The sequence below is a fragment of the Micromonospora sp. NPDC005087 genome (assembly GCF_042872965.1).
GTDB lineage: Bacteria > Actinomycetota > Actinomycetes > Mycobacteriales > Micromonosporaceae > Micromonospora.
Genome location: NZ_JBIALB010000029.1, coordinates 1 through 21,351 on the forward strand (window position 1 = coordinate 1; position 21,351 = coordinate 21,351).

General features: G+C 71.0%; 14 protein-coding genes and 3 pseudogenes. 7 read left to right on the top strand and 10 right to left on the bottom strand.

Features of this window, described 5'->3' with window-relative positions; all coding sequences use genetic code 11:
- Positions 1-212 (top strand): annotated as a pseudogene (locus ACFYPS_RS33620) (ISAs1 family transposase); the annotation flags it as partial.
- Between the two features lie 254 nt (positions 213-466).
- On the opposite strand, the gene ACFYPS_RS33625 reads toward ACFYPS_RS33620, so the two are convergent.
- Positions 467-1,159: a hypothetical protein gene (locus tag ACFYPS_RS33625; protein WP_387330090.1), complete on the bottom strand. Its 693-nt coding sequence runs from the start codon at positions 1,157-1,159 to the stop codon at positions 467-469.
- Between the two features lie 147 nt (positions 1,160-1,306).
- On the opposite strand from ACFYPS_RS33625, the gene ACFYPS_RS33630 reads away from it, so the two are divergent.
- Positions 1,307-4,429, top strand: coding sequence for a BTAD domain-containing putative transcriptional regulator (locus ACFYPS_RS33630; protein WP_354967736.1), 3,123 nt, complete (start codon positions 1,307-1,309; stop codon positions 4,427-4,429).
- 375 nt (positions 4,430-4,804) lie between these two features.
- On the opposite strand, the gene ACFYPS_RS33635 is transcribed toward ACFYPS_RS33630, so the two are convergent.
- Entirely contained in the window at positions 4,805-5,866 is a 1,062-nt protein-coding gene (locus tag ACFYPS_RS33635) for an integrase core domain-containing protein (protein ID WP_387330093.1), read from the bottom strand.
- A 321-nt stretch (positions 5,867-6,187) separates the two neighbouring features.
- Here ACFYPS_RS33635 and ACFYPS_RS33640 point away from each other — a divergent pair.
- Positions 6,188-6,357: pseudogene (locus tag ACFYPS_RS33640) on the top strand (site-specific integrase); the annotation flags it as partial.
- A 346-nt stretch (positions 6,358-6,703) separates the two neighbouring features.
- Here the strand turns inward: ACFYPS_RS33640 and ACFYPS_RS33645 are convergent.
- Genes ACFYPS_RS33645 through ACFYPS_RS33660 form a run of 4 tightly spaced genes read right to left on the bottom strand, consistent with a single transcriptional unit; the run spans position 6,704 to position 15,081 of the window.
- Positions 6,704-7,954 (bottom strand): TIGR02679 family protein, encoded by a 1,251-nt coding sequence (locus tag ACFYPS_RS33645; RefSeq protein ID WP_354967738.1) that lies wholly within the window; start codon positions 7,952-7,954, stop codon positions 6,704-6,706.
- Positions 7,951-12,105 carry a TIGR02680 family protein gene (locus ACFYPS_RS33650; RefSeq protein ID WP_354967739.1) on the bottom strand — a complete coding sequence of 1,385 codons (4,155 nt, stop codon included), beginning with the start codon at positions 12,103-12,105 and terminating at the stop codon, positions 7,951-7,953. The genes ACFYPS_RS33645 and ACFYPS_RS33650 overlap by 4 nt, the downstream gene beginning before the upstream one ends.
- 16 nt (positions 12,106-12,121) lie before the next feature.
- Complete coding sequence (locus ACFYPS_RS33655) at positions 12,122-13,516, bottom strand: TIGR02678 family protein (protein WP_354967740.1); 1,395 nt, start codon at positions 13,514-13,516, stop codon at positions 12,122-12,124.
- A complete protein-coding gene (locus tag ACFYPS_RS33660; RefSeq protein ID WP_354967741.1) occupies positions 13,513-15,081 on the bottom strand; it encodes a TIGR02677 family protein in 1,569 nt (522 codons plus the stop codon). Before ACFYPS_RS33660 ends, ACFYPS_RS33655 begins: the two co-directional genes overlap by 4 nt.
- A gap of 842 nt (positions 15,082-15,923) precedes the next feature.
- On the opposite strand from ACFYPS_RS33660, the gene ACFYPS_RS33665 reads away from it, so the two are divergent.
- The 4 genes and pseudogenes from ACFYPS_RS33665 to ACFYPS_RS33680 form a co-directional block, all read left to right on the top strand.
- Positions 15,924-16,205, top strand: a complete 282-nt coding sequence (locus tag ACFYPS_RS33665) for a hypothetical protein (protein ID WP_354967742.1) — start codon at positions 15,924-15,926, stop codon at positions 16,203-16,205.
- Between the two features lie 95 nt (positions 16,206-16,300).
- The gene (locus tag ACFYPS_RS33670) at positions 16,301-16,702 is read left to right on the top strand and encodes a DUF4345 domain-containing protein (protein WP_354967743.1); all 402 of its coding nucleotides are present in this window, start codon (positions 16,301-16,303) and stop codon (positions 16,700-16,702) included.
- A gap of 78 nt (positions 16,703-16,780) precedes the next feature.
- A complete protein-coding gene (locus ACFYPS_RS33675) occupies positions 16,781-17,470 on the top strand; it encodes an IS6 family transposase (protein WP_354967808.1) in 690 nt (229 codons plus the stop codon).
- A gap of 372 nt (positions 17,471-17,842) precedes the next feature.
- Positions 17,843-17,995 (top strand): annotated as a pseudogene (locus ACFYPS_RS33680) (IS256 family transposase); the annotation flags it as partial.
- Positions 17,996-18,199: 204 nt separating this feature from the next.
- On the opposite strand, the gene ACFYPS_RS33685 reads toward ACFYPS_RS33680, so the two are convergent.
- The 4 genes from ACFYPS_RS33685 to ACFYPS_RS33700 all read right to left on the bottom strand — a co-directional run bounded on the left by ACFYPS_RS33685 (position 18,200) and on the right by ACFYPS_RS33700 (position 21,351).
- Entirely contained in the window at positions 18,200-18,787 is a 588-nt protein-coding gene (locus ACFYPS_RS33685; protein WP_354967744.1) for a maleylpyruvate isomerase family mycothiol-dependent enzyme, read from the bottom strand.
- Entirely contained in the window at positions 18,784-19,611 is an 828-nt protein-coding gene (locus tag ACFYPS_RS33690; protein WP_354967745.1) for a fumarylacetoacetate hydrolase family protein, read from the bottom strand. Before ACFYPS_RS33690 ends, ACFYPS_RS33685 begins: the two co-directional genes overlap by 4 nt.
- Positions 19,608-19,781, bottom strand: coding sequence for a hypothetical protein (locus ACFYPS_RS33695; RefSeq protein ID WP_354967746.1), 174 nt, complete (start codon positions 19,779-19,781; stop codon positions 19,608-19,610). The genes ACFYPS_RS33690 and ACFYPS_RS33695 overlap by 4 nt, the downstream gene beginning before the upstream one ends.
- A gap of 301 nt (positions 19,782-20,082) precedes the next feature.
- Positions 20,083-21,351 carry a flavin-dependent oxidoreductase gene (locus ACFYPS_RS33700; RefSeq protein ID WP_387330100.1) on the bottom strand — a complete coding sequence of 423 codons (1,269 nt, stop codon included), beginning with the start codon at positions 21,349-21,351 and terminating at the stop codon, positions 20,083-20,085.

A 21,351-nucleotide genomic window follows, 5' to 3' on the forward strand; every position in this document is an offset into this window, starting at 1 on the left:
CCACCAGCAACGGCAAGACCAGCCGCGAGACCGCCTACTACACGGTGTCCCTGCCCGCCGACCAGGCCCAACCCGCCGACCTGCAGGACTGGGCCCGCCGCGAATGGCACATCGAGAACCTGGTCCACCACGTCCGGGACGTCACTTTCCGTGAAGACCTCCACCCAGGCCCGCACCGGCACCAGACCCGCCGCCATCGCAACCCTGCGTAACACCGCGATCGGCTACCACCGCACCAACGGCGACACCAACATCGCCCGCGCAACCCGACGCGCCAACCGCCGCCCACACGACCTCATCGCGGCCGTGACCAGCAGTTACCCGAGAACGCAATGACCCTGGCCCGTCCACGACCAACCGGACGTCGACGTGGCGACCCTCGACGACCGGTTCCTGGGCGCCACAGGCAGTTGGCCCACTGCCGGCCTAGACAGCCAAGCGGTGGGCCAACGCGGCCGGCCTCACGTCAGTTGAGGCCCTTGGCGTCGATGTCCAGTTCCTCGACGTGGGTCTTGTCCTTGTTCCATTTCTGGACCCGGTGCATCAGGTACGCGAACGTGGTGCCCTCCTCCAGCACGATCGCCGTCGTGCCGCTCGCGCTGCCCGACTTCTTGACCGTGAGCCGCAGCTTGGCGGCGGAAAGGACCTCGGCGTCGATAGCGCCGGTGGACGTGCCGGCGGCGGCGAACGATTCGGCGATCTTGCCTTCCACCACGACCCAGATCGTGGAGACGATCCGGCCGTCCTTGCCCTCCTGGGCGAGGAACCGCCGCGCGCCCGTGGCGTCGTTGTTCAGCAGCGACTGCAGCGGTCCCTCGTCGATGACGAACTTCGCCAGCTTCAGCCGGCCACTCTTGGCCTTTTCGTACGAGAAGGTCGCGGTGCCGGCGGCGTCCAGGGTGAAGTACTTCAGCTGGCCCTCGGCCTCGACGTCCGCCCGGGCCTGGCGGGTCCACTCGACGTCCGCGGTGGTGACGTAGCGGACCTTGCCCTTCAGCAGGGCGCGGTCGACGTGGTTGGTGACGTTGAGGCTCGCCTTGGTGCCCAGTGGGTCCTCCTTCTCGCCGTAGGAGCACATCAGCACGTCCTCGGACTTGTCCCGGAAGTACCTCTCTCCGTTGTAGACGAAGGTGTGCTTGGCGACTCGTGCTTCGGACATCTCTTTCTCCTTGCTCGTGGGCCGTGGCCCTGATGGATGTCCTCAGCGTGGTGCCGCGCCGTTAGCCGATCGTTAGCCAGGCGGCCGCCAGTCCGATACGTGACTCGCCCCTTGTCCCGGGCCTCGTCGCGGCCGCCTCATGGGACTATGCACCCTCGGCAGGGCACCGAATCCGTACGGGCGCCGGTGCCCCGGCAGCTCGACGGGCCACCGCAGGCGATCGTCGGCGAGATCCTGCGGACGCGTCTGATCGATCGGCTCGACGAGCGATGGGACGTACCGGTGACGACCGTGGTCGCCGGCCCGGGATTCGGTAAATCGACGGCGCTGGCGCAGGCGACGCGATCGCACGCCGCCGACCCGCGCGGACTGGAATCGTGGATCACCTGCGAGCCGGGTGACGAGGACGCCCGCCGCTTGGCCGAGGCGATCTGCCGTGCGGTCGGCTTCGACGCCCTGGCGGCGGGTCCGCTGGACACCGTGCTGGAGGCGTTGCGCTCCTGCTCACCGCTCGAGTCCTGCCTGATCCTCGACGACGTCCACGAGGTGGCGCCGCACTCCTCCGGTCACCGTCTCATCGCGGATCTGGTCACCCGGCTGCCTGCGGGTGCGCATCTGGTGCTGTGCGGGCGCAGCATCCCGCCGGTGCCACTGGCCCGGTTGCACGCCGCGGACCGGATCCGCTGCTTCGACGAGTCCGACCTGGCGTTCGACGCCTCCGAACTGGACCGGGTCGCGCTGCACGCCGACCGCCCGGTCGCCGACGTGAACAGTTTGGGCGGCTGGCCGGCAATGGTGCGGCTGACCCTGGCCGTGCCAGCCGGCATCGCCCGCGACTATCTGTGGGACGAGGTGCTCTCCACCCTGACCGACGCCGATCGGGAGGTGCTGCTGCACCTGGCCGTTCTCGGCTCCGCCGACGGCGACACCCTGTTCACCCTCGCCGGCGTGCGCACAGATCTCGATTTGCTCGCCGCGCGGGTGCCGCTGGTGTCGCGATTCGGCGACGACGAGGTGCGCGCGCATCCGCTCTGGACCGGTGCACTCGCCCGGCTGCTGCCCGCCGACCGGGTGGCCGCCGTCCGCGCGCAGGCCGCCGACCTACTCCTCGAACGCGGTGACGCGCTACGTGCCGGGACGATCGCCATCACGGCCGGCGACGTGGCCCTGCTCGACCGCGCCGCGACGTCGCTGGTGGAATCGACCCTGGCGACGTTCCCCCACGACACCGGCGTGCGCTGGCTCGCCGCGGTGCCGGAAGCCGACCACGGCCGGCCCGGTCTGCAGTTGCTGACCGCCGCCACCCGGTACGCCTCCCGGGCCGACGACATCGAGGTCGACCGCATGGTGGACGCCGTGGCGGAGGACGCCCACCGGGCCGGCGACGTCCGTACCGAGACCGCGGCGCTGAGCCTGGCGACCATCGCCGCACACGCCCGCGGCGACGAGTCGCGATTGGGCGAGCTGTTCCAGGCGGCCCTCGACCTGCCCGGCGCCGACGACCTGCCCACCCTGCGGCTGCTGATGGCCGGAGTCCGGGGAGCCATCCACGAGCTGCTCGGCTCGCTCGACGACGCCCTGGCCACCGTCGAAGCGCTGTCGGCCGCCGACATCGACCAACAGCCCGGGAAGATCGTCGTACGGTTCCACGTCTACCTGCTCCTGCTCGCCGGACGCGCGGACGAGGCGGCCGACCTCGCCGAACGACATCTCGCGGCTTCACCCCACGCCCACGTGCGCCGAATGCCACAGTTCGCGCGCTGGATGGCCGGGCGGCCCGCCGATCTGCTACCCGGCACAGCCCGGCACCGCTCGACGCAGCCGCCGTACCTGCCGGAAGCCGACGCCAATGACCGCTACCGCTTCAACTTCCTGGCGTTCGCCGCGGTGGTCGCCGCCTCCTTGGGCGACCGGACGGCGCTGCGTCACGTGTCGGCGCAGCTGGATGAGAGCGGGCTGGGCGCCGACACCCGCGACGCGGCCATGTTGGCGACCGCCGCAGCCGCACGGGCCGTTCTGCACGGTGACGAGGCAGCCGCACGCACCCGGATCGAGGACTTCCTGGCCCAGCATCCCCTGTCCGACCCGGTGGCAGCCGTGCACCTGCGCAGGTTCCTCGCGTACGGCTACGTGCTGTCACCCGAAGCCCGCCGCCTGTGGGACGCTAAGCCACTGGGGCCGTCCCACCAACGGGTCCAAGCCGCCGCGCGCCTGCTGCTCGCCGCCCGAGCCGGGCGTATCACCACCACCGGAGACGTCGATCCGGAAACGGTGCTCATCGCCTTCCCGTTGCCGTGGTCCGCGGAACTCGCGGCCCACGCGGAAGCCGCCGGCCTGCCGTTCGGACGGCAGCTCATGCAGTGGCTCTCCGATCATCTCGACCGGCCCGCGCACGACGCACTGCTCCCGCTCACCGATCACCCCCGGCCGGCGCTCGCCACGGCTGCCCGCCGGCTGCTCGCCGCCGTCCCCGCCACCCCGGCCGGCCGGACCCGCATCGAGGCGCTCGGGCCCCTGCGGCTGTTCGTCGACGGCACGCAGGTGCGTCCGCCGGACCTGAGCCGCCGCCGCGTACGGGAACTCCTCACCGTGCTGGCCGTGCACGGTGAGATGGACCGGGTCCGCCTCATGGATCTGCTCTGGCCCGGCCTCGACCAGGACGCCGCCGCCCGCAACCTTCGGGTGACCCTCACCTATCTGCGCCGCGTCCTGGACGCGGACCGTCCGGCCGGTGACAGCGGCGGACACCTGCGCAGCGATCGGAGCAGAGTCTGGCTGGTGCGATCGAAGGCACTCACGATCGACGTGGCCGACTTGCGGGATCACCTCGACGAGGCCGGACGGGCCCGCCGCCGTGGTGAACCGACGGCCGCCGACGCCGCGCTGACCGCGGCCGTCGGACTGTGGCAGGGAGAACCGCTCGTCGAACTCTTCGGCCTGCCGGACTTCGACACCGTGCGGGCGTCGATGCTGGCGGAACTCACCGAGGCGGCCCTGACGCTCGGCGAACGTCGGCTGGCCGAAGGCGACACCACCGCCGCCCGGGACCTGGCCCAGCGAGCGCTGGCGGTGGAGCCGTACGCCGAACGCTGCATGCGACTGCTGCTGGCCGTGGAGACGCAACGCCGTGACCCGGCCGCGCTGCGACGAACCGTGCACCGCGTACGGGAGACTTTGACCGCGCTCGGCACACCGCCCGAGCCAGCCACCACCATCGTCCTGCGCCAGGCGAACCTCGCGGGCGCCCGCGCCTCGGCGGCTCTCCGCTGACCAGCCACCATTCCGCCCCCGACCCACGCACCGGGTCCGACCAGGGCGGATGGGGTTTCCGGCAGGGGCAAGGTCGGGGAGGTCGAGTTCGGTCACGAACCAGGTGGCAAGGAACTGCCGTTCGTCGGTAGCGTCGACGCAATGCTGGGCTGCTTGCTCGAGCCCGGCTCGGACGCTTGCCGGCAGACTGAGCCAGAGGCCGGAAGAAGCCGGGCCGAGCACGTCGGATGGTCAAACGATCTCGCTGATCAGCGTCCGTGGTGCCGCGGCTGAGTTCGGGCGGCGGGCCTACCGGCCGCAATCTGGGCACGATGGCGATCCTATACGGTGCCAAAACTCTGTTTCAGGCTTGTGAGCTGCGAATTTGCGAGTAGCTCAAGCTGCCCGGTGATACTCGTTGATCACGCCGCCCAGGACGCGGCGCCGCCGGATCGGCTTGTCGATCGCGACGACCGCACGGGGGTCGTGGTCGGGTGGATGCTGGTCCAGGCTCTGGTGCGGCCGGTGCCGGTCGAAGTGGTCCTCATAGTCGCGTAACACCGTGCGGGCGTGCTGTTCGTTGTAGATCAGGACCCGGTCGGTGCACTCGGCCCTGACGCTGCGCACGAAACGCTCCGCGAACGCGTTCGCCCGAGGTGTGCGCGGCGGGATCTTCACGACGTCGATGCCTTCGGCAGCGAACACGGCGTCGAAGGAAGCTGTGAACTTGGCGTCGCGGTCGCGGATCAGGAATCGGAATGGGTTCGTACGGTCCCCGAGGTCCACCACCAGATTCCGGGCCAGCTGGGTGGCCCAGGCAGCGGTCGGGTGGGCCGTGACGCCGAGGATGTGGACCCGCCGGGTCGTGACCTCCATGACGAACAGTACGTACAGCCGCCGTAGTGTGATGGTGTCGATGTGGAAGAAGTCGGTTGCCAGTAGCCCAGCCGCCTGGGCGCGCAGGAATGTCCGCCAATTGGTGTCGAGCTCACGCGGGGCGGGGCCGACACTCGATCCGGCGAGGATGCGGCGGATGGTGCCGGCGCCGACCCGGTGGCCGAGGCCGACGAGTTCGCCTTGGATGCGCCGGTGCCCCCAGCCGGGGTTCTCCCGGGCCAGGCGCAGCACCAGGTCACAGATCTCGTCGCTGATCCGTGGCCGTCCCTGCTGGTTCGGATAGGTCCAGCGTCGGCCGACCAGTCGGCGATGCCAGGCCAACAGAGTCGCCGGGGTGACGATCCGGTGCTTCCACGGTTCTCGTGGCAGGGCCCGGACCAGCGCGGACAACACCGCGCGTTCCGGCCACGACAGCCGCGGCCGGCCGATCTGGCGTCGCAGTACAGCAACCTCGTGGCGCAGCACCAGCAGTTCCGCGACCATCGCGGCCTCGCTCCGCGTGGCCTGCCACAGCCAGCCGAACACGCGCACCGCGCTCAAGTACAGCAACCGAACCAACACGCCCGCCATCCTGTGCCAGGGACGCGAAACAGCAGCTCACACCAGGTGCGATGAGTTTGGCACGGTACAGGGTCGCCTACGGTTCCGTACGGAGGTGGGGAGCCTCGGCCGGCCGGTCTGGGGTTCCAACGGTCCAGCTCGTTGCTGCACTTCCGTGCTGTACGGCGATAGCCCTTGGCCCGGGGTTGCCTTGGCGGCGTCTGCGACTGTGGTGGCATGGACAACCGGTTCCGCCGGCTGCCGCCGCGGATCGAACCTCGGTACGAGACACATGACGTCTCCGATCCGCCGCCGTTGCCGGAGGTGGAGGAAACGAGTTGGCACAGCTTCGTGTCCCTGCTGTCGGACAGCGGCATGAGCCTTGAACAGATCGCCGCCTCTGCGGCCACTCCGGCACGACTGTCACCGAGAGCGTCTACCGGCACCAACTGCGGCCGGTGCTGCTGAGCGGCGCTGTCGCCATGGACCGGATCTTCGACGCTGAGGCATAGTCACTCAGTTAGTCACCCAGGTACGACAAAGGGGCCGTCTCGATCTTCCGAGATGGCCCCTCACCTGCGTCGGGACGGCCGGATTCGAACCGACGACCCCTTGACCCCCAGTAGTTGAAGGCCACCGCGGCGTACTCAAGCACGTTCTCCCAGGTCGCCAATCAGCATACCCGGCCGAGTAAAGGGGTCGGGCTGCCCGCTTACACACTCGACGCCGACTGGACCGCCCATTACTCCTGGTCCCGTTCACTAGCCGTCGTCACGACCCGGCGCCGCCGCGAGGAGCTCACCACGTCGGTGCATGGACATCATCGCCACCGTCGGGTCTGCAGGCCATTGGGGATCCTCACCTGCTGGCGTCACCGCCGGCCTTGCATAGGTCGGCGAGGAGTGCATCGAGCAAACGTTCCTCCATGACCGCTCGACCCGCCTTTCGCATCTCCTCCTGCAGTGGCGGATCCCAGGACGTTACGGCCGGCGCTCCGATCAGGTCGGGACCGGTGCCGGCTCCTGGCACGTAGTCGGCTGCCGTCATCCGCCACGGAACCGCATTGGGATACCGGTCGAGGGCCGCTGCCGTCAGGCGTACGCCGGTCCAATCGAAGTCGTTGCGCCAGCGGATCACTACGCCCGTCGCGGCGCGCAGCAGCGTGTGCACTGCGGCCGAGGGCACGCCTTCGGTGCAGACCAGCGCCGGCGCTCGCGGCCCCAGGGCGGTGGCCGCCGCGCGCAGTACAGCCGGGTTCTCGCAGACGAAGACCTCTGCACAGGCCAGGGCGAGGGGTGCCAGGCGGAGTTGGTGCAGGGTGACCCGCATCGGCACGCCGGAACCGGCGGCATCGGTCAACCACCGCCCGAGCAGGCCACCGGTGGCGGGCACATTGAGCACCAGCACCTGGCTGGCCAGGTCGTCGGGGACCAGGCCGACGGACTCCCACAGCGCCCTTTCCTGTTCGCCGCTGGCCGGCATGGGCGCCCGCTGCCAGGCTGCGACCGCGCGCAGAACCAGCCCTCGTAGCGCCCCGTCCGCGAGGGCCTTCGTGTCGTTGAGCACCCGGTCGGCGAAGACCGGCATCGGCTCGTCCGCGGCAGGCAAGGCGTCCAGCACGCGGACCACGTCCTCGAACGGCAGCCCGGCTCGGACGGCCCGGGTGAGGGTACCGTCCCGACGAAGTCCTTCGAGCCAGCCTGCGTACCAGTCGGTGCCGGCGTGCCGGCCTTCGTGGGCCACGGTGAGGATGGCGTCCCGCGCCAGCGCCTCGCGCTTCGCGTCCGCCGGCCGGTTCCGCAGCGGAGCCGCCGCGGCGAGCACCTCCGGCAGGCCGACTCCGTACACGCCGCGCAGATGCGCATCCACGTCCGACAGCCGTACGGTGAACCGGCCGGCGCCGGCGGAGCGGTGGCTGCCGGTCAGCCCGATGACCAGGAGCCGTTCGTCGTCCGTGGGCGCGCTCAGGGAGACGGCGGTGTCGAGCCGGCCGCCCGTGCGTTCCAGGCTGCGCCGGGCGACGGACAGCAGCCGCCGCCAACCGGGTGCGTCGGGAAGCTGCGCCCACCCGACCCGGCCGGGCGGGCGCTGCTGCTCACCGCCACTCATTCGTCGCCGAGGCCGAACTCGACGAGCGCGGTGTCACGGCCCGACGCCCGGCGGGTTTCCGGCGAGCCGAGCGCCCGCGTCAGCGTCCCGTCGAAGTCGGCCACGTTGACCGAGCCGTCCCAGACCAGCAGCACGGTGGACACGGCGTGTTCCAGGGTGGAGTGCGACAGGTCGTAGTGCGCCGCGCCGCTGACCGCCGGGTGGGTGGCCCAGAGGTCGTACCCGGTCATGAACAGGTCCAGGTCGAACTGTTTCGCCAGGGCCATCAGCTCGCCGCGGCCAGTGTCGTCCACCCCGGCGAATGCCTCGTCCAGGCCGAGCAGACGGGGCGCGTCCGGCCGCGCCGAGCCGAACAGGGCGTTGGCGGCGGCGAAGAGCGGCAGGTGCAGCGAGATCGACTGCTCGCCGCCGGAGAGCTGGCTGTGCCGCGCCCGGGTCAGGGCTTCCGCGCCGCCGCCGGGACGGTGCAGGGTGAAGGCGAAGGTCCGCCACTGCCGGTAGTCGAGCACCTCCCCCAACAGCTCCCGGTACGGCCGCTCAGGCGCCGTCGCCCGGGCCGCCTTGATCCGGGCGGCGAAGTGCCGGCGCATCGTGGTGAGCTGACCCGGCCCGAGCCGGGCCGGGTCGCGCTCCAGCAGCTTGCAGACCTCGCGCTGCTCGGCGTCGAGGTCGTCGGCCAGCCGCCAGCCGACACCGACGGTGAGTCCGGAGGACATCCGCCGCGCCCGCATCTGGCCGTCCATCGCCTCCACCAGATCGCGGGCCTCGATGGTGCGGTGGTGGATCTGCCGGGCCAGCTGGCCCAGCAGCGCGTCCTCCAGCACCCGCTGTTCGGCGTCGGTGAGCAGCTGCTCCTGATCGCGGCGCTCGCGGGCGATCCGGTCCGCGAAGTGGGCCACCGGGGTCAGCCCCTGCTCGTCGGCGACCCGGACCACGATGACACCGTCGTCGGTGTCCCACTCGGGCCGGTGATCGAGCCCGGCTGCGGGCAGCTGCGCCTGCAACTCGGTCAGGGCGGTGGTCAGCCGGGTCGCGCTCTGCTTGAGCGACGTCTCGGTCGGGCTCAGTTCCCGGGTGGCGGCCAGGATCGCCTCGTGCAGCGCGGCCACCTGCGGGTCCAGCTGCGAGCCCTCCTCACCGGCGGACTCGGTCCGGACCGGCCAGCGCAGCCCGGTCGGGCAGCGCAGCAGACCGAGCAGGTCCGGCTGAGCGTACGGGCGCAGCCGCAGCGCGTCGTGGTGCGCCTCGGCGACCGCGGCGGCGAGGGCCTGCTCGCCCAGCTCGACCCGGGTCGCCGCGGCGGCCCGCCGTTCCCGGGCGGCGCCGACGTCGCCCCGGGCACTCTCGACGGCCCGCTCGACGGCGATGACCTCGTCGGCGGTCCGGGCCACGCCGGCCAGCACCCGTTCCGCCTCGGCGCCGACGCTGGACCGCAGCGTCCCGTACGCCTCCGCCTTCTCTTCGTGCCGGGCGGTGGCGGCACGCGCGGCGTCCTGCGCGACCGTGAGCCGGTCCACCGCCTCGTCGTGCCGCAGCTGGGCCTGGTCTTCCTGTTCGGCGGCGCGCGCCGCGGCCGGCCGGGCGCTCTCCAGCCGGACGCCCCGCTTCTCGAAGCGATCCACCGCGTCGGCGGTCTGGTCGAGCTGCTCCACCGGCAGGGACCGCTCCGCCGTGGCCCGGCGCAGCGCGGCGGCTGCGGCGGCCCGCTCGGCCAAGGCCTGGTCGAGGCGGGCAGAGGCGGCGTTGGCGGCCTCCTGGCGGGCGCGCAGCGTCGCGGCCGCCCGATCGAGTTCGCGCAGCGCCGTCTGGATCGGCGCGATCGGCGGGAGCTGCGCTCCGGCGGCGTCCACGGCGGCCAGCAGCTGCTCGTCGGCGGCGAGGTCGCGGTCCAGCGCGCCGAGATCGGCGTCGACGACCGCCAGGATCCGGTCGCACTCGGCGACCCGGGCGGCGCGGCGGGCCGCCCGGGCAGTCGCGCCGATGTACTCGCACTCCATCTTGGCGAACCGGCCGACGCCGACGCCCTGGGCGTACCGGCCGTCCACGCCCACCACGACCGGCGCGGTGGCCTCCGGCGTGACCGCGTCGGCCAACGCTACCGAGGCGAGCACGTCGGTGATCCGGGCGACGGGTACATCGTTTTGGTCCTCGGCGGTCAGCACGTCGGCGAGGGTGGGGCCGGTCGGGCGACGACCCGTTGGCAGTGGCAGCAGGTAGCCGTCCAGGTCGGCACCGGCCAGCCCGGCCGTCAGGTTGTCCGGCTCCGGGTGCAGCCAGGCGTCCAGCAGGCCGGCGGCGTGCAGGGCCGCCTCGATGGCTGCGGCGTCCGCTCCGGTGACCGCGTCGGTGAAGCGGACCAGTCGCCACAGCGGTGCCCCGGACCTGCCGGCGCGCGACGCCGGACGGGTCGCCGGGGTGGGTGGCGCGTCGTCGTGCTCGTCCGCGATCCGGTCACGTTCGGCGACGACCTCACCTCGCCGGTCATCCAGCGCCGTGCGGCGGGCTGCCAACAACGCGAGCCGATCCCGGCGCTGCGTCACGCCGGCGGCGGTGGCTGCGGCGTACACCTCCCGCAGCGTGTGCGTGCCGGGCTCACCGGCGGCATCGACGGCCTCGCCCAGCCGGGCCGCCAGGCCACGCCCAGCGGCGGTACCGTCGGGCGGCCCGAGGTCGGAGAGCAGCCGCGAGTTGTCGTCCGCCCACTTCCCGACCTGGGCGTGCACCTGCGCGCGGGCGTCGGTGACCGCAGCCTCTGCGCGCTGTTCGGCCTGCTCGGCGTCGACGACAGCCTCCGCCGAGCCCGCCGCATCGGCCGCCGCCCGGTCGTGGTCCCGCTCGGCCTGGCCGTGCCGGGCCGACTGCTCTCGGACGGCGCGTACGTCGTCGCGGCGGGCACCGGTGCGGGCGGTGAGCCGTGCCGCCAGATCACTGGCGTCGGTGTCGGCGGCACTCCAGGTGATCCCGGCGGTCTCGGCGTCCAGTATCAGGTCAGCGGCGAGCCGGTCGGCGGCGGCCCGCGCGTCGCGCGTCGCCACCGCGGCGCGCTCCCACTCGCCGCGCCGCCGCGACACCGCGTCCTGCTCGACGGTGACGGCCAGGCCGGCCCGGTCCGCGGCCTCGGCCAGGTCGTGCACGTGCCGTTCAAGGTCGGCGAGCTGCTCGTGGGACTGGTATGCCGCCGAACTCTTCAAGCTGTCCAGGTGGGCCCGGAGGCGACCCGGCTCGCCCTCGACCGCGCGCAGCCGCGCGGTGGCCGCCGACTCGGCCTCAACGGCTTCCCCCGCGACGCGGCGGGCGTCGACCAGCCCGGTCGAATGCGCGGCGACCGCCTCACGGCGGGCCGTCAGGATGTCGGCCGCCGCCCGGGCGTGGGTGCGCAGGTAGGTCGAGTAGACCGTCAGGAAGGCCGCGGTGGCACCGTCGGCCGCCACCAACCCCTCCAGGGTACGGGCGACCGCCTCCATGTCGTCGAATGAGCGGGCCGCCTCCACGAGAAGGTGGTCCTCGACCGGACGCAGGCCGCGCTGCAGCGTGCGGGACAACTCGACCGGGTTGAGGTCCTTGGCCAGCTGTGGCTTACGGAGGGTGAGCACCAGGTCGAGCAACTGTTCGTAACGGGCCGGACCGAGTCCGAACAGCCGGGCGTCGACGAGGTGCCGGTAATCCTCCGCCGAGTCCCGTACCGCGTCGGCGCCCAGGTGGGTGATCAGGTCGCGGCGGTTCAGCGGCCGGTCGTCGGCATCCAGCAGGGAGAAGTCCACCCCGACCCGGCCGTCGACAACGAAGTGCCAGCGGGTCACCCGGTCGACGTGCCGGTGCGCCCGCAGGCCGATGCCGACCGTCACGTATGACTCGCCGTCGCAGAACTCCATCCACACGTACGCGTGGGTGACCTCCTGCCCCCGGTACAGCAGGTTCGACTTCATGGTCCGGTCCTCGCTGGCGAACGGGTTGAGCCGGCGCGGCTCGATCCGCCCATCGAGGACGAAGGGAAAGAGGACCTCCAAGGCCTTGGTCTTGCCGGAGCCGTTCGGCCCACGCAGCACCAACCACCCGTCGACGAAGAGGAACTCCTCGTCGCGGTAGTCCCACAGGTTGATGATCCCAGCCCGGGTGGGGGCGAACCGGCGGACGGTGCGCTGCTCGATCACGATCTACCTCCCGAGGTCAGAAGAGGGTTTCGGCGGAGGCGCGTTGCCTGACCGCGGCGACGGTGTGGCGGTACCGGCCCGCCAACGGCAGGACCAGCACCCCGCCCGGCACGGTGGTGGTCGCGCCGAAGCGCTCCAGCAGCGCCACCGCCTCGGTGCGCAGCCGTTCCGGGTCGGCGTGCCACTGCGCCCCGAACGCGGAACCGTACCGGCGCAGAATCTCACCGACCGCCTCGCGGAGAAAACTGTCGGTGATGAACGGCAGCCGGCCGCCGCCATCGGTCTCGTCCGGGTTGCCGCCGCCGTCCACCGGGTACGGATGGTCCGCGGCGGCGTCGTCCAGCACCACCAGGGTGGCGGTGGGCAGACCGGCGTCGACCCGGTCAACCATCGCCTGCTGCCGGCTCAGCGGGTCGGGCGGGGCGAGCCGCTTGACCCGGCGGCCGTCCGGGTCGGCGATCCGGTCGGCCATCTCCACCAACAGCAGCACCGCCGCCTGCGCCACCGAACCGGTGCCCGGGAACCGCTCCCCGGTGAACCCGGCGGTGTCCACCAACAGCACCCCCTCGGCGCGTCGCTCCACCCGAAGCCCGGTCAGCCGGGCCAGGTCGGTGGCGAGCGCCGCCCCGCGCAGGTGATTGGCGACCGTCGGCTCGACGTCGGCGTGATAGACCACCGGCGACTCCACCACCGCCCGCCGGGCGGCCTGCGCGGCGGCCCGGCGTTCGGCGTTGCCGCTGCTGGCCATCGTCCGGTCGAGCAGCGCCGCCACCGACTCGACGTGTTGCAGCACGCGGGTCGGCCGGAACAGCGCGAACACCACGTCCCGCGCGACGTCGTACAGTGCCTCGCCGGAGCCGGGGTCGCTGGCCCAGGCGACGCTGGAACCGTCGGCAAGCCGGATCACACCGCGCTCCTCCAGCCAGCCCACCGCGTCGACGAACGCCCGCCGGTCCGGCCCGTGGTCCGGGTCCAACCCCAGGCCGGTGATCCGGTTCGCGTCGCCGCCGACCGAGTCGGCCAGCTCACTGAGGGTGATCTGGATGCCGGCGCGGCCCAGCACGGCCAGGCACAACGACAGGTACGCGTAGCGCTGCCGGTCGAACGGACGCCCGGTCCGGGACATCGCCGGCTGGGTCGCGTCGAGCCCGTCGGACACCCGGACCAGCCGGGCCGTCGCGCCGTGCAGTTCCAGCCGATAGCCGAAGGCCTCGGCGAGATCCCGACGCAGGGCGGCGGCGAAGCGGCGTACCCGGGGCAGCGCCCGCTCGTCCGGCCAGGTCGCCGTGATCAACGGGTGGCGCAGGACCAGCCGGACGGCGCGCTGGTAGTCCGCCAATTCCAGCTCGGAGATGTCGCCGGCGAACCGGTGACCGATTGTCGACCGCGTCCGCTCGCTGGCCGCGCTCATGCCGGCACCAACTCGCGGCGGACGGCGGTGTGCTGCGCGGCGGTGACCCTCAGCTCGTACCCATCGAGGTGCAGCTGCCCGGCGGCGGTGGACACCGTGCTGAACCGTCCCGGCGTCGGGGTGAGGGTGAGCCGGACGCCGTGGGCGGCCGCAGCCAACGGCACCGCGGCGGCGCCACCAACCCGGGCGGCGAGCGCGATGTCGAGTAGCCGCAGCAGGACCTGCGCCTGCGGCTCGTCCAGCCGGTGTCCGGTCGTCACCCCGTCGGCGGCCAGCACGGCGGCGGCGTCGGTCAACCGCCGCTCCCGGGCCAGTTGGTCGCCGCGCAGCCGGTGCCGGCGGTCGTCGCCACGGTCCAGGCGGGCCGGCCGACCCCTGCCCTGCCCCGGCGCACGGCCGGTCGCCACCAGCGTGCGGGACAGCTCGACCGCCGGCGCCTCCCACCACGACAGCCGGCTGGCGATCGCCTCCGGATCCGGATGTGCCACGCCGACGTGTCGGGGTGCGCCGAGCCCGAAGACCACATCGAAGAGCGCGTGCGCCGCCTCCTGCGTGGCAACCTGGGTGAACCACGCTGCCACGTGGCGCAGCTGCGACTCCCGGCTCACCCCGCCGCGGCGGGCCTCGGTCACCCGACGCAGCAGCGCCAGCACGTCGCCGATCGCCGCGATGGTGGCGTCGCCCAGCCGGTCGGCCTCGCTACTCTGCTCCGGCGAGGATGGTGCCAGCCACGATCGCAACCCACGCCACCGGCGCCGCCAGTCCTCCAGCCGCTCAACCGGGGTGTGGAACAGCCGCTCGTCTGCCTCGGCCGCCGCCTCGACCAGCCGCTCCAAGCCAGTCGCCTCCACCTCGTGCACCGCCTCGCGAAGCCGGGGGGTGTAGCGCTGCAGCTCGTCGTGGAAGTCGCGCAGGTGGGCCAGCAGAGCGTCCTTGTGGGCGAGAAACGCCTCCGGCCGTACGTCGTTGGTGCGGCCCAGGTCACCGAGCATGTGGTAGAAGCGGGCGGCCCGCTCGGCGATGTCGGCCAACGCCCGGTCGAGCCGGTTGAACTTGCGGTAGACCTCCTCGGCGTCGCCGGCGTCGTTGGCCACCGCGAGCGCCTTCAGGTCAGCCAACAGGTCGGCGAAGACCAACCGGGACAGCGTCGCGTCGTCCATGGTCGCCGAGAGCACGGCCTCCACCGCCCGGTGGGCCCGGTAGCCGGCCTCCGTAAACTGGTAGACCGAGTGCCGGTTGCGGTACTCGGCCAGCGTTGTCGCGCGCGTCCCATCCTGGCTGCGGTCGAGCACGCCCCATTCCACCAGGGCGTCGAGCAGCCGCGGCAGCTCCAGCTGTGCCGGGTCGGGGCAGTCGGGGTTCGACCGGTGGAGCGCGTCGAGCGCGGCGGCCACCTCGGCGGTGTGAAGAACGACCTGGTAGCTGGATCGCGCCGCGTCGAAGGCGCGCAGCAGCCACAGGTAGGCGAACCGATTATCGGCCGTGACGTAGCCGAACAGCCGCATCCGGTCGTCAAGACCAAACTCGTCCAGCCCGAACGTGGGCCCTGATGCTGCTGCAGCCATCCGTCCCCTTCCCGGTGCGTCGACCAGCAACCCTATCCATCGGTGGCGGGAGGCGTTCTCGCGACTCGACCGCTCGGCGGCCTGCCCAACTCGCACAGTGAACTCGTTGCCCGCTTCCATGGTCCGCGCACACCGGCGCGCCGCTGGCCAGCGGGGGGTCCTCGTGCATTCCTGCACGTTTGCGGTCCGTGACGCGTCATCCGAAGGCATCGTCGGCTGCAAAGCCGGAGGCTGCTGCAAGACGGACCTGAACCTCGGCGCCTCGGAGTACGGCATCCGGTCCCAGAACGTGCACGACCAGCAGTTGACCAGCGCAACGGCCGAGGGCCGAACGAAAGATGCCAGGCCGGCCGTCCGCAGTGCGGGCTTTAGGACCCGCAGGGTCGAGGGATCCGCCGAGTCAAGGGCTCCACGAGCACCCGGCACACAGACGCCTTGACCAACTCAATCATGAAAACGAGGGTTTCCACAGGCTCTGACCTGCGGAGACCCTCTCGCTGTCGGGACGGCCGGATTCGAACCGACGACCCCTTGTTACCAACCGTAGCCACTCCGACCTTGTCATTAGCTGTCGGGAAATAGGCGCCGAGCTGCACAGACACGTCCAAACAATGATCGCTTCTTGTCACTGTTTGTCAGCCGCAGGCGGCGGTTTTCGAGGGGTAAACGGGGGGGCACGCCGACAGGACGTCGCCAGGGTCCCGCCGCACCCCGCTCCCCCACCATGGGACCTACCGTCACCAAGAGAACGGCGTGCGCCTACCCATCGCGACCCGCCTACCGTAGGCATGGGGGTTCGTATCGGTGGGCCGACGTCGACCACAAATCCATGATCGCCATTCATGGCAAACTACAACTCACGCCCAGATGATTGCATCAGCCTGTCAGACCCGGGCTGGGTCGCCGAACAGTTCGGCGCTCGATCGACCTTCCTCCTCGGCGGCGGCGTGTCGCTCATCGTAGGTCTCGTGGCCCTCACACTGCGGTTCAAGACTCCCCCTCTGAACGCGCCACCGTCAACGCCCCCAACGCTGCACCAGCCGCAGCCAACTCACCATGATGACCCGGAGCGGCCGGCCACCGGTGGTTCGTCGATGCCGGCGGAGCGGACAGCGAGCGAGTGATGGATACGCCCGATCGGTAGGCTCCGCACCACATCGTTGCCTCGTACTTATCGGAAGATCATCGGTGGCGAGCGCGGCGGACGAGGGAGAATTTGGTGAGCAAGCGAAGCTTGCAAGTCGTACTGGCGATCCTGGCCTCGGTCGCGGTGGCTTCGGGTCTGTACGGGATGTTGGCAGGGCCGACCGCGTTACCGGGTAGCGGTCCAGTCGACGCCACCGTGGACAGCGAATACCGGTTCACCAACGCATTCTGGCTCGTTGCGGGGGTGGTGGTGTGGTGGGCGATCCCGACGGTGCAACACGCTACCGCCGTGCTGCGCGTCGCACTCGGCGCGGCGTTTCTCGGCGGTCTGGCCCGGTTGCTTGCCGCCGCCGTCTCCGGCTGGCCGCACCCCATCTTCCTCGGCGCCCTGGGCGTTGAGCTCGTGGTCGTTCCGACTGTGCTGTTATGGCAGGCGAGGGTGTCCAACGCTGCCCGCCGGGGCGCGTCAGCCTAGCTGGCTCTGTTGCGTTGAGCGTTGGCAAGGCCAAGGCAAGCTCGACTGGTGAAGCTGTCGACCCGTCCGCGACCGTGGCTGCCACCGAAGTCGGCGTTCGCCGGTTTCCGTTTCCCGTCCGAGGTTATCGTCGTCGCGGTCCGCTGGTATCTACGGTTCAACCTCTCCTACCGCGATGTTGAAGAGTTGCTGGTTGAACGCGGAGTCGAGGTCGACCACGTCACGGTCTACCGGTGGGTGCAACGGTTCACTCCACTGCTGGCCGACGCCGCCCGATTCTGCCGGCACTCCCCAGGTGACCGGTGGTTCGTCGACGAAACCTACGTCAAGATCAACGGCGTGTGGCGGTACGTGTACCGAGCGGTCGACCAGTACGGGCAGGTCATCGACGTGCTCGTCTCCACCCGACGGGACGCCAACGCGGCACGCCGGTTCTTCCGCCGGGCGCCGTCGACGTTGAAGGTGACACCCAGCGAGGTCGTCACCGACGCCGCGCCGGTCTACCCCAGAGTGCTCGACGAGCTGATCCCGCAGGCGTGGCACCACGTCGAACGGTACGCGAACAATCCAATCGAGGCCGACCACAGCCACCTCAAACACCGGTTGAGACCGATGCGCGGACTACGAACCGACAGGACAACGCAGGTGATCATCGCTGGACACGCCTTCATGCAGAACCTACGACGCGGCCACTACGAACTCGCCGTCGATGCCCCGCCGGCAACGCGAGTGTCGACGGCGTTTGCTGACCTCGCCCAGGCGATCTGACCTCGGCCCCCACCCGGGTACAACGCGTTCATCGATCCGGCAAGCAACAGGACCCCCGTGACAATCCCGCCACGACCTTCGCCTCTAGGAATGATCGACCATCACACGGCAACCCTCGCCGTTGTGTCAGTCAGAAGATATCGATTCGCGCCACCCGGCCGGGCGACGCTGTCCGCGTCGTTACCCTCTCGCCGGTGGAACCGGGGCGGGTGGCCCGGCACCGTCATGGTGGCGAAGGTCCAAGCCAACCTGCCGTCGCCCTCACACCAATCGACCGATGCAGCTGCCAAGCTCGAGCCGCGGGAGTGTGGATCTAACGGTGTTTCCGGCCTGACCTGCCGGGGCGTTGTGCCTGGTGAGGAGGGTGCCGTGATGACCGCGACACTGAATGACGTGACTGGACGGAAGAAGCGGCCTGAGCTGTCGGCGGAGGCGAAGGCCGCGGCGGAGCTGGTCCGGGCGGCCAAGGAACACGGTCTGTCGCTGACGGGCCCGGATGGGCTGCTGAAGCAGTTGACCAAAACGAGCCGCAGCCGCGCCCGTCCGCCGCCGACGCTTCCGTCTACGGAGGCGTCGCCCGCAAACCCTGACTGAGGTGCCACGGGTCGGCACCGAACCAACATCGCCGCCCACTACGCCACAACGCCCGCAAGAACCGCCGCGTCCTCAAACACCTGGAGCCGCTACCAGCATAAAAGCCCAATCATCGACTTTGCCGTGCCCGTGGGCTCACAGCCAGGGGCCCAGGGTGGGGCTGGCGGCTGTGCGCCCGGTGAGCCATTCGGCGAGCACAGCGGCCTCACCGCTGGACGACCGCTTCTTGACGACGTCGATCGCCAGCATGGCGTTGAGGTCGTCCGGCAGGTCGGCGAACCCGACGCCGGCCCGGAGGTCCACCGCGTGCACCGTTACCTCCCGGGTTCGCATCCAGGGGATCTCTGTCGCGGGTACCGTCCGCCCCTGCGCGGTGACCACCTCGTTGCTCCAGCTCGAATGTGACAGCGAGTCAAGGTCAGCGGCGAGGGCCAGCGCGGAGGTGTGCACGAGTTCCCGCAACTGTGCCGGCGGGAGTAGGGCTCCGCCTTCGATCTCGTCGGCGCGCTGGACCGGGTCGGCGTACATCCGGACTTCCTCCCCCGTGCGGGCCCAGCGAGTCAGCCGGCGCAGCGCCTCGGCGTTGAAGTGCACGTGGGCGACCACATGCGCACGGGTCCAGCCGGGCAGCGCGGTCAGCCCGTTGAACTGGTCGTCACTCAATCCATCCACCGCGGACAGGAACAACCTGGTCCCCTGGTCCATCCAGTCCCGGATGCTCATCGCGCCGCCCGGTTGTCGAGTCGCCCGATCCCGCTGATCTCGGTCACCAGCCGCGAATCGTGGCCGAGGTAGCGCCGCGGCGTGCGGGCGTATCCGACACCGCCGGGCGTACCGGTCGCGATCACGTCGCCGGGCCGCAGGGTCAAGATCGCCGAGGCGTACGCCACCAGCTCGGCCGGCGTGAACACCAGCTCGGCGGTGTCGACCTTCTGCATCAGCTCTCCGTCGACCGACGCGGTCATGGTCAGCGCCGGCCGGACCCCGCCGGGCAACTCGTCGGGGGTGACGAGCACGGGACCGAAGGGTGTGGTCGCCTCGAAGGTCTTGCCCTGAAGCCACTGCGGTGTCCGGTACTGCCAATCGCGCATGGTGACGTCGTTCAGGACGCTGAACCCGGCGATCGCCGCGGCGGCCTGCTCCGCGATGGCACGGCGCACCGTGGAGCCGATGACAACCGCCAGTTCGGCCTCCCAGTCGGCGGCGTCGGACTCGGCCGGCAGCGCGATGTCGTCGGCGGCGCCGATGAGCGCCTCGGAATACTTGGCGAACAGGGTCGGGAACTGCGGCAACTCCCGTCCCATCTCCAGGATGTGGTTGCGGTAGTTCAGCCCGACACACACGATCTTGCCGGGTCGCGGTACGACCGGCGCGAGGTCGGCACCCTCGGCCGGGTACGTCGGTCCGCCGGACGCCGACGCCAGAGCCGCCCAGTCGTTGCGGGACAACAATTCGCCGACGTCGGCGACGCCCAGGTCGACGTACCCGTCGCTGGCGAGCCGGACCGCGCGGGTGCCCCCGTTGATGCGCAGCGTCGCGAGCTTCACTTGACACTTCCTCTCAAGGCGTTCTGGGTTTGCCGGTGAACCGGCGCGTTCTCCCGGGGGCCGAGGTACTGGACCGCGGCCCACAGCGTCGGGGTGGCGTACGGCAGCCCGCCCAGGCCCGGATTCGCCAGCGCGATCGCCCGGCGCTCGCCGCCCCGGCCGACCGGCACGAGTGCACCCGCCCGCTCGGCGAGCGGAAGCAGGTGGTGCCAGCGCCTTCGGCAGCGCCTTCGGCTGTGGCTGCATGGGCATCAGGTCGTCGATCTGGGTCCACAACGGCACCAGCAGTTCGGCCTCGAACCCTCGGTAGAGGGCGTCGAGCTCGGGCGTACGGTCCGGTTGGCGCGGGCCGTCCGGGGCCCCGACGTCGCCAGCGCCCTCGGAACGCGTGGTCAGGGTCATCCGTCTGTCCTTTCTGGCTGGTGCTCCGTCGCCGGATCCGGCCGCTGCTCCATCGCCGGAGCACGCGGCTCAGTCGCTGCCGCGCAGCGCCTCTGGTGAGTAGCCGGCGACCTTTTGGTAGCGCCGCGAGATCGACTCCAGCTCGGTCGCACTGATCACATCCTCGATGCGGTCGAACGGCTGGTCCCCGGTGCGTTGCCAGACCTCGCGGATGATCGCGTCGGGCGGCGTGCTGCGATTGGTCCGGACCACCTGGGCGGTGATCAGCAGCCGCTGCTCCTGGTACGCCCGCAGCGCCGATCGCGGGTGGTCGATGGTCGTCAGTGCCCGGCGCAGTGCCCGCGCGTCGAGGATCGCCTGCCCGGCCCCGTTGGACCCGCGCGGCACCATCGGGTGCGCCGCGTCGCCGAGCAGCGTCACCCGGCCGAAGGTCCACCTGTCCAGCGGATCATGATCGACCATCGGATACTCCAAGACCAACTCGGTGCCGCGCAGCATCGCCGGGACGTCGAGCCAGTCGAAGTGCCAGTCCTCGAAGGCGCCGACGAAGTCCTCGAGCCGACCGTGCCGGCCCCAGTCGCGCTCCACGTGCCGCGGCATCTCCAGCTCCGCGACCCAGTTGATGAGCTGACTCCCCCGCCCGTCTACGTCGTCCCGGATCGGATAGATGACCATCTTCCCGCGATCGAGCCAGCCGGCTCGGATCATGCTCGCCCCGGTCAGGACCGGCGGGCCAACCGTGACTCCCCGCCACATGTTGATCCCTGAGTACCGGGGCGGACCCTCGTCCGGGTGTAGTTGGGCTCGGATTGTCGAGTGGATGCCGTCGCAGGCCACCACCACCTTCCCGGCGACGGTCGGCAGCGCCTCGCCGGTACTGGAACAGCGGAACCGCGCCCGTACGCCGTGGTCGTCCTGGGTGACGCCGGTACAGCGGTGGTCGAGCACGACCGCGTCCGCGCCCAGCCGGTCGTACACCGCGTCGAGCAGCACCCGCTGCAGATCGCCCCGATGGATGGAGAACTGCGGATGGTCGTACCCGGCGTACCGCCCGCTCGGCTCGCGGTGGATGAGTTGACCGAACCGGTTGTAGAACACGGGTTCCCGGGTGGTCACCGACACCCGGGTGAGGGCGTCCTCCAGGCCGAGCCGGCACAGCACTCGGGACGCGTGCGGCAGGACGTTGACGCCCACCCCGAGCGGACGGATCTCCGGCACCGCCTCGTAGATCCGGCACGGGATGCCGGCATCGTGCAGTTCCAGGGCGAGCACCAGGCCACCGATGCCCGCGCCGATGATGAGTACCAGGCCACCGCGCCCCCGGGAGATCGGGTCCAC

Excerpts from the sequence above, each read along its gene's own strand:
- ACFYPS_RS33655 (WP_354967740.1), bottom strand. The coding sequence starts at position 13,516 with ATGAGCGCGGCCAGCGAGCGGACGCGGTCGACAATCGGTCACCGGTTC.
- ACFYPS_RS33665 (WP_354967742.1), top strand. The coding sequence starts at position 15,924 with ATGGCAAACTACAACTCACGCCCAGATGATTGCATCAGCCTGTCAGAC.
- ACFYPS_RS33625 (WP_387330090.1), bottom strand. The coding sequence starts at position 1,159 with ATGTCCGAAGCACGAGTCGCCAAGCACACCTTCGTCTACAACGGAGAG.
- ACFYPS_RS33660 (WP_354967741.1), bottom strand. The coding sequence starts at position 15,081 with ATGGCTGCAGCAGCATCAGGGCCCACGTTCGGGCTGGACGAGTTTGGT.
- ACFYPS_RS33685 (WP_354967744.1), bottom strand. The coding sequence starts at position 18,787 with ATGAGCATCCGGGACTGGATGGACCAGGGGACCAGGTTGTTCCTGTCC.
- ACFYPS_RS33645 (WP_354967738.1), bottom strand. The coding sequence starts at position 7,954 with ATGAGTGGCGGTGAGCAGCAGCGCCCGCCCGGCCGGGTCGGGTGGGCG.
- ACFYPS_RS33630 (WP_354967736.1), top strand. The coding sequence starts at position 1,307 with ATGCACCCTCGGCAGGGCACCGAATCCGTACGGGCGCCGGTGCCCCGG.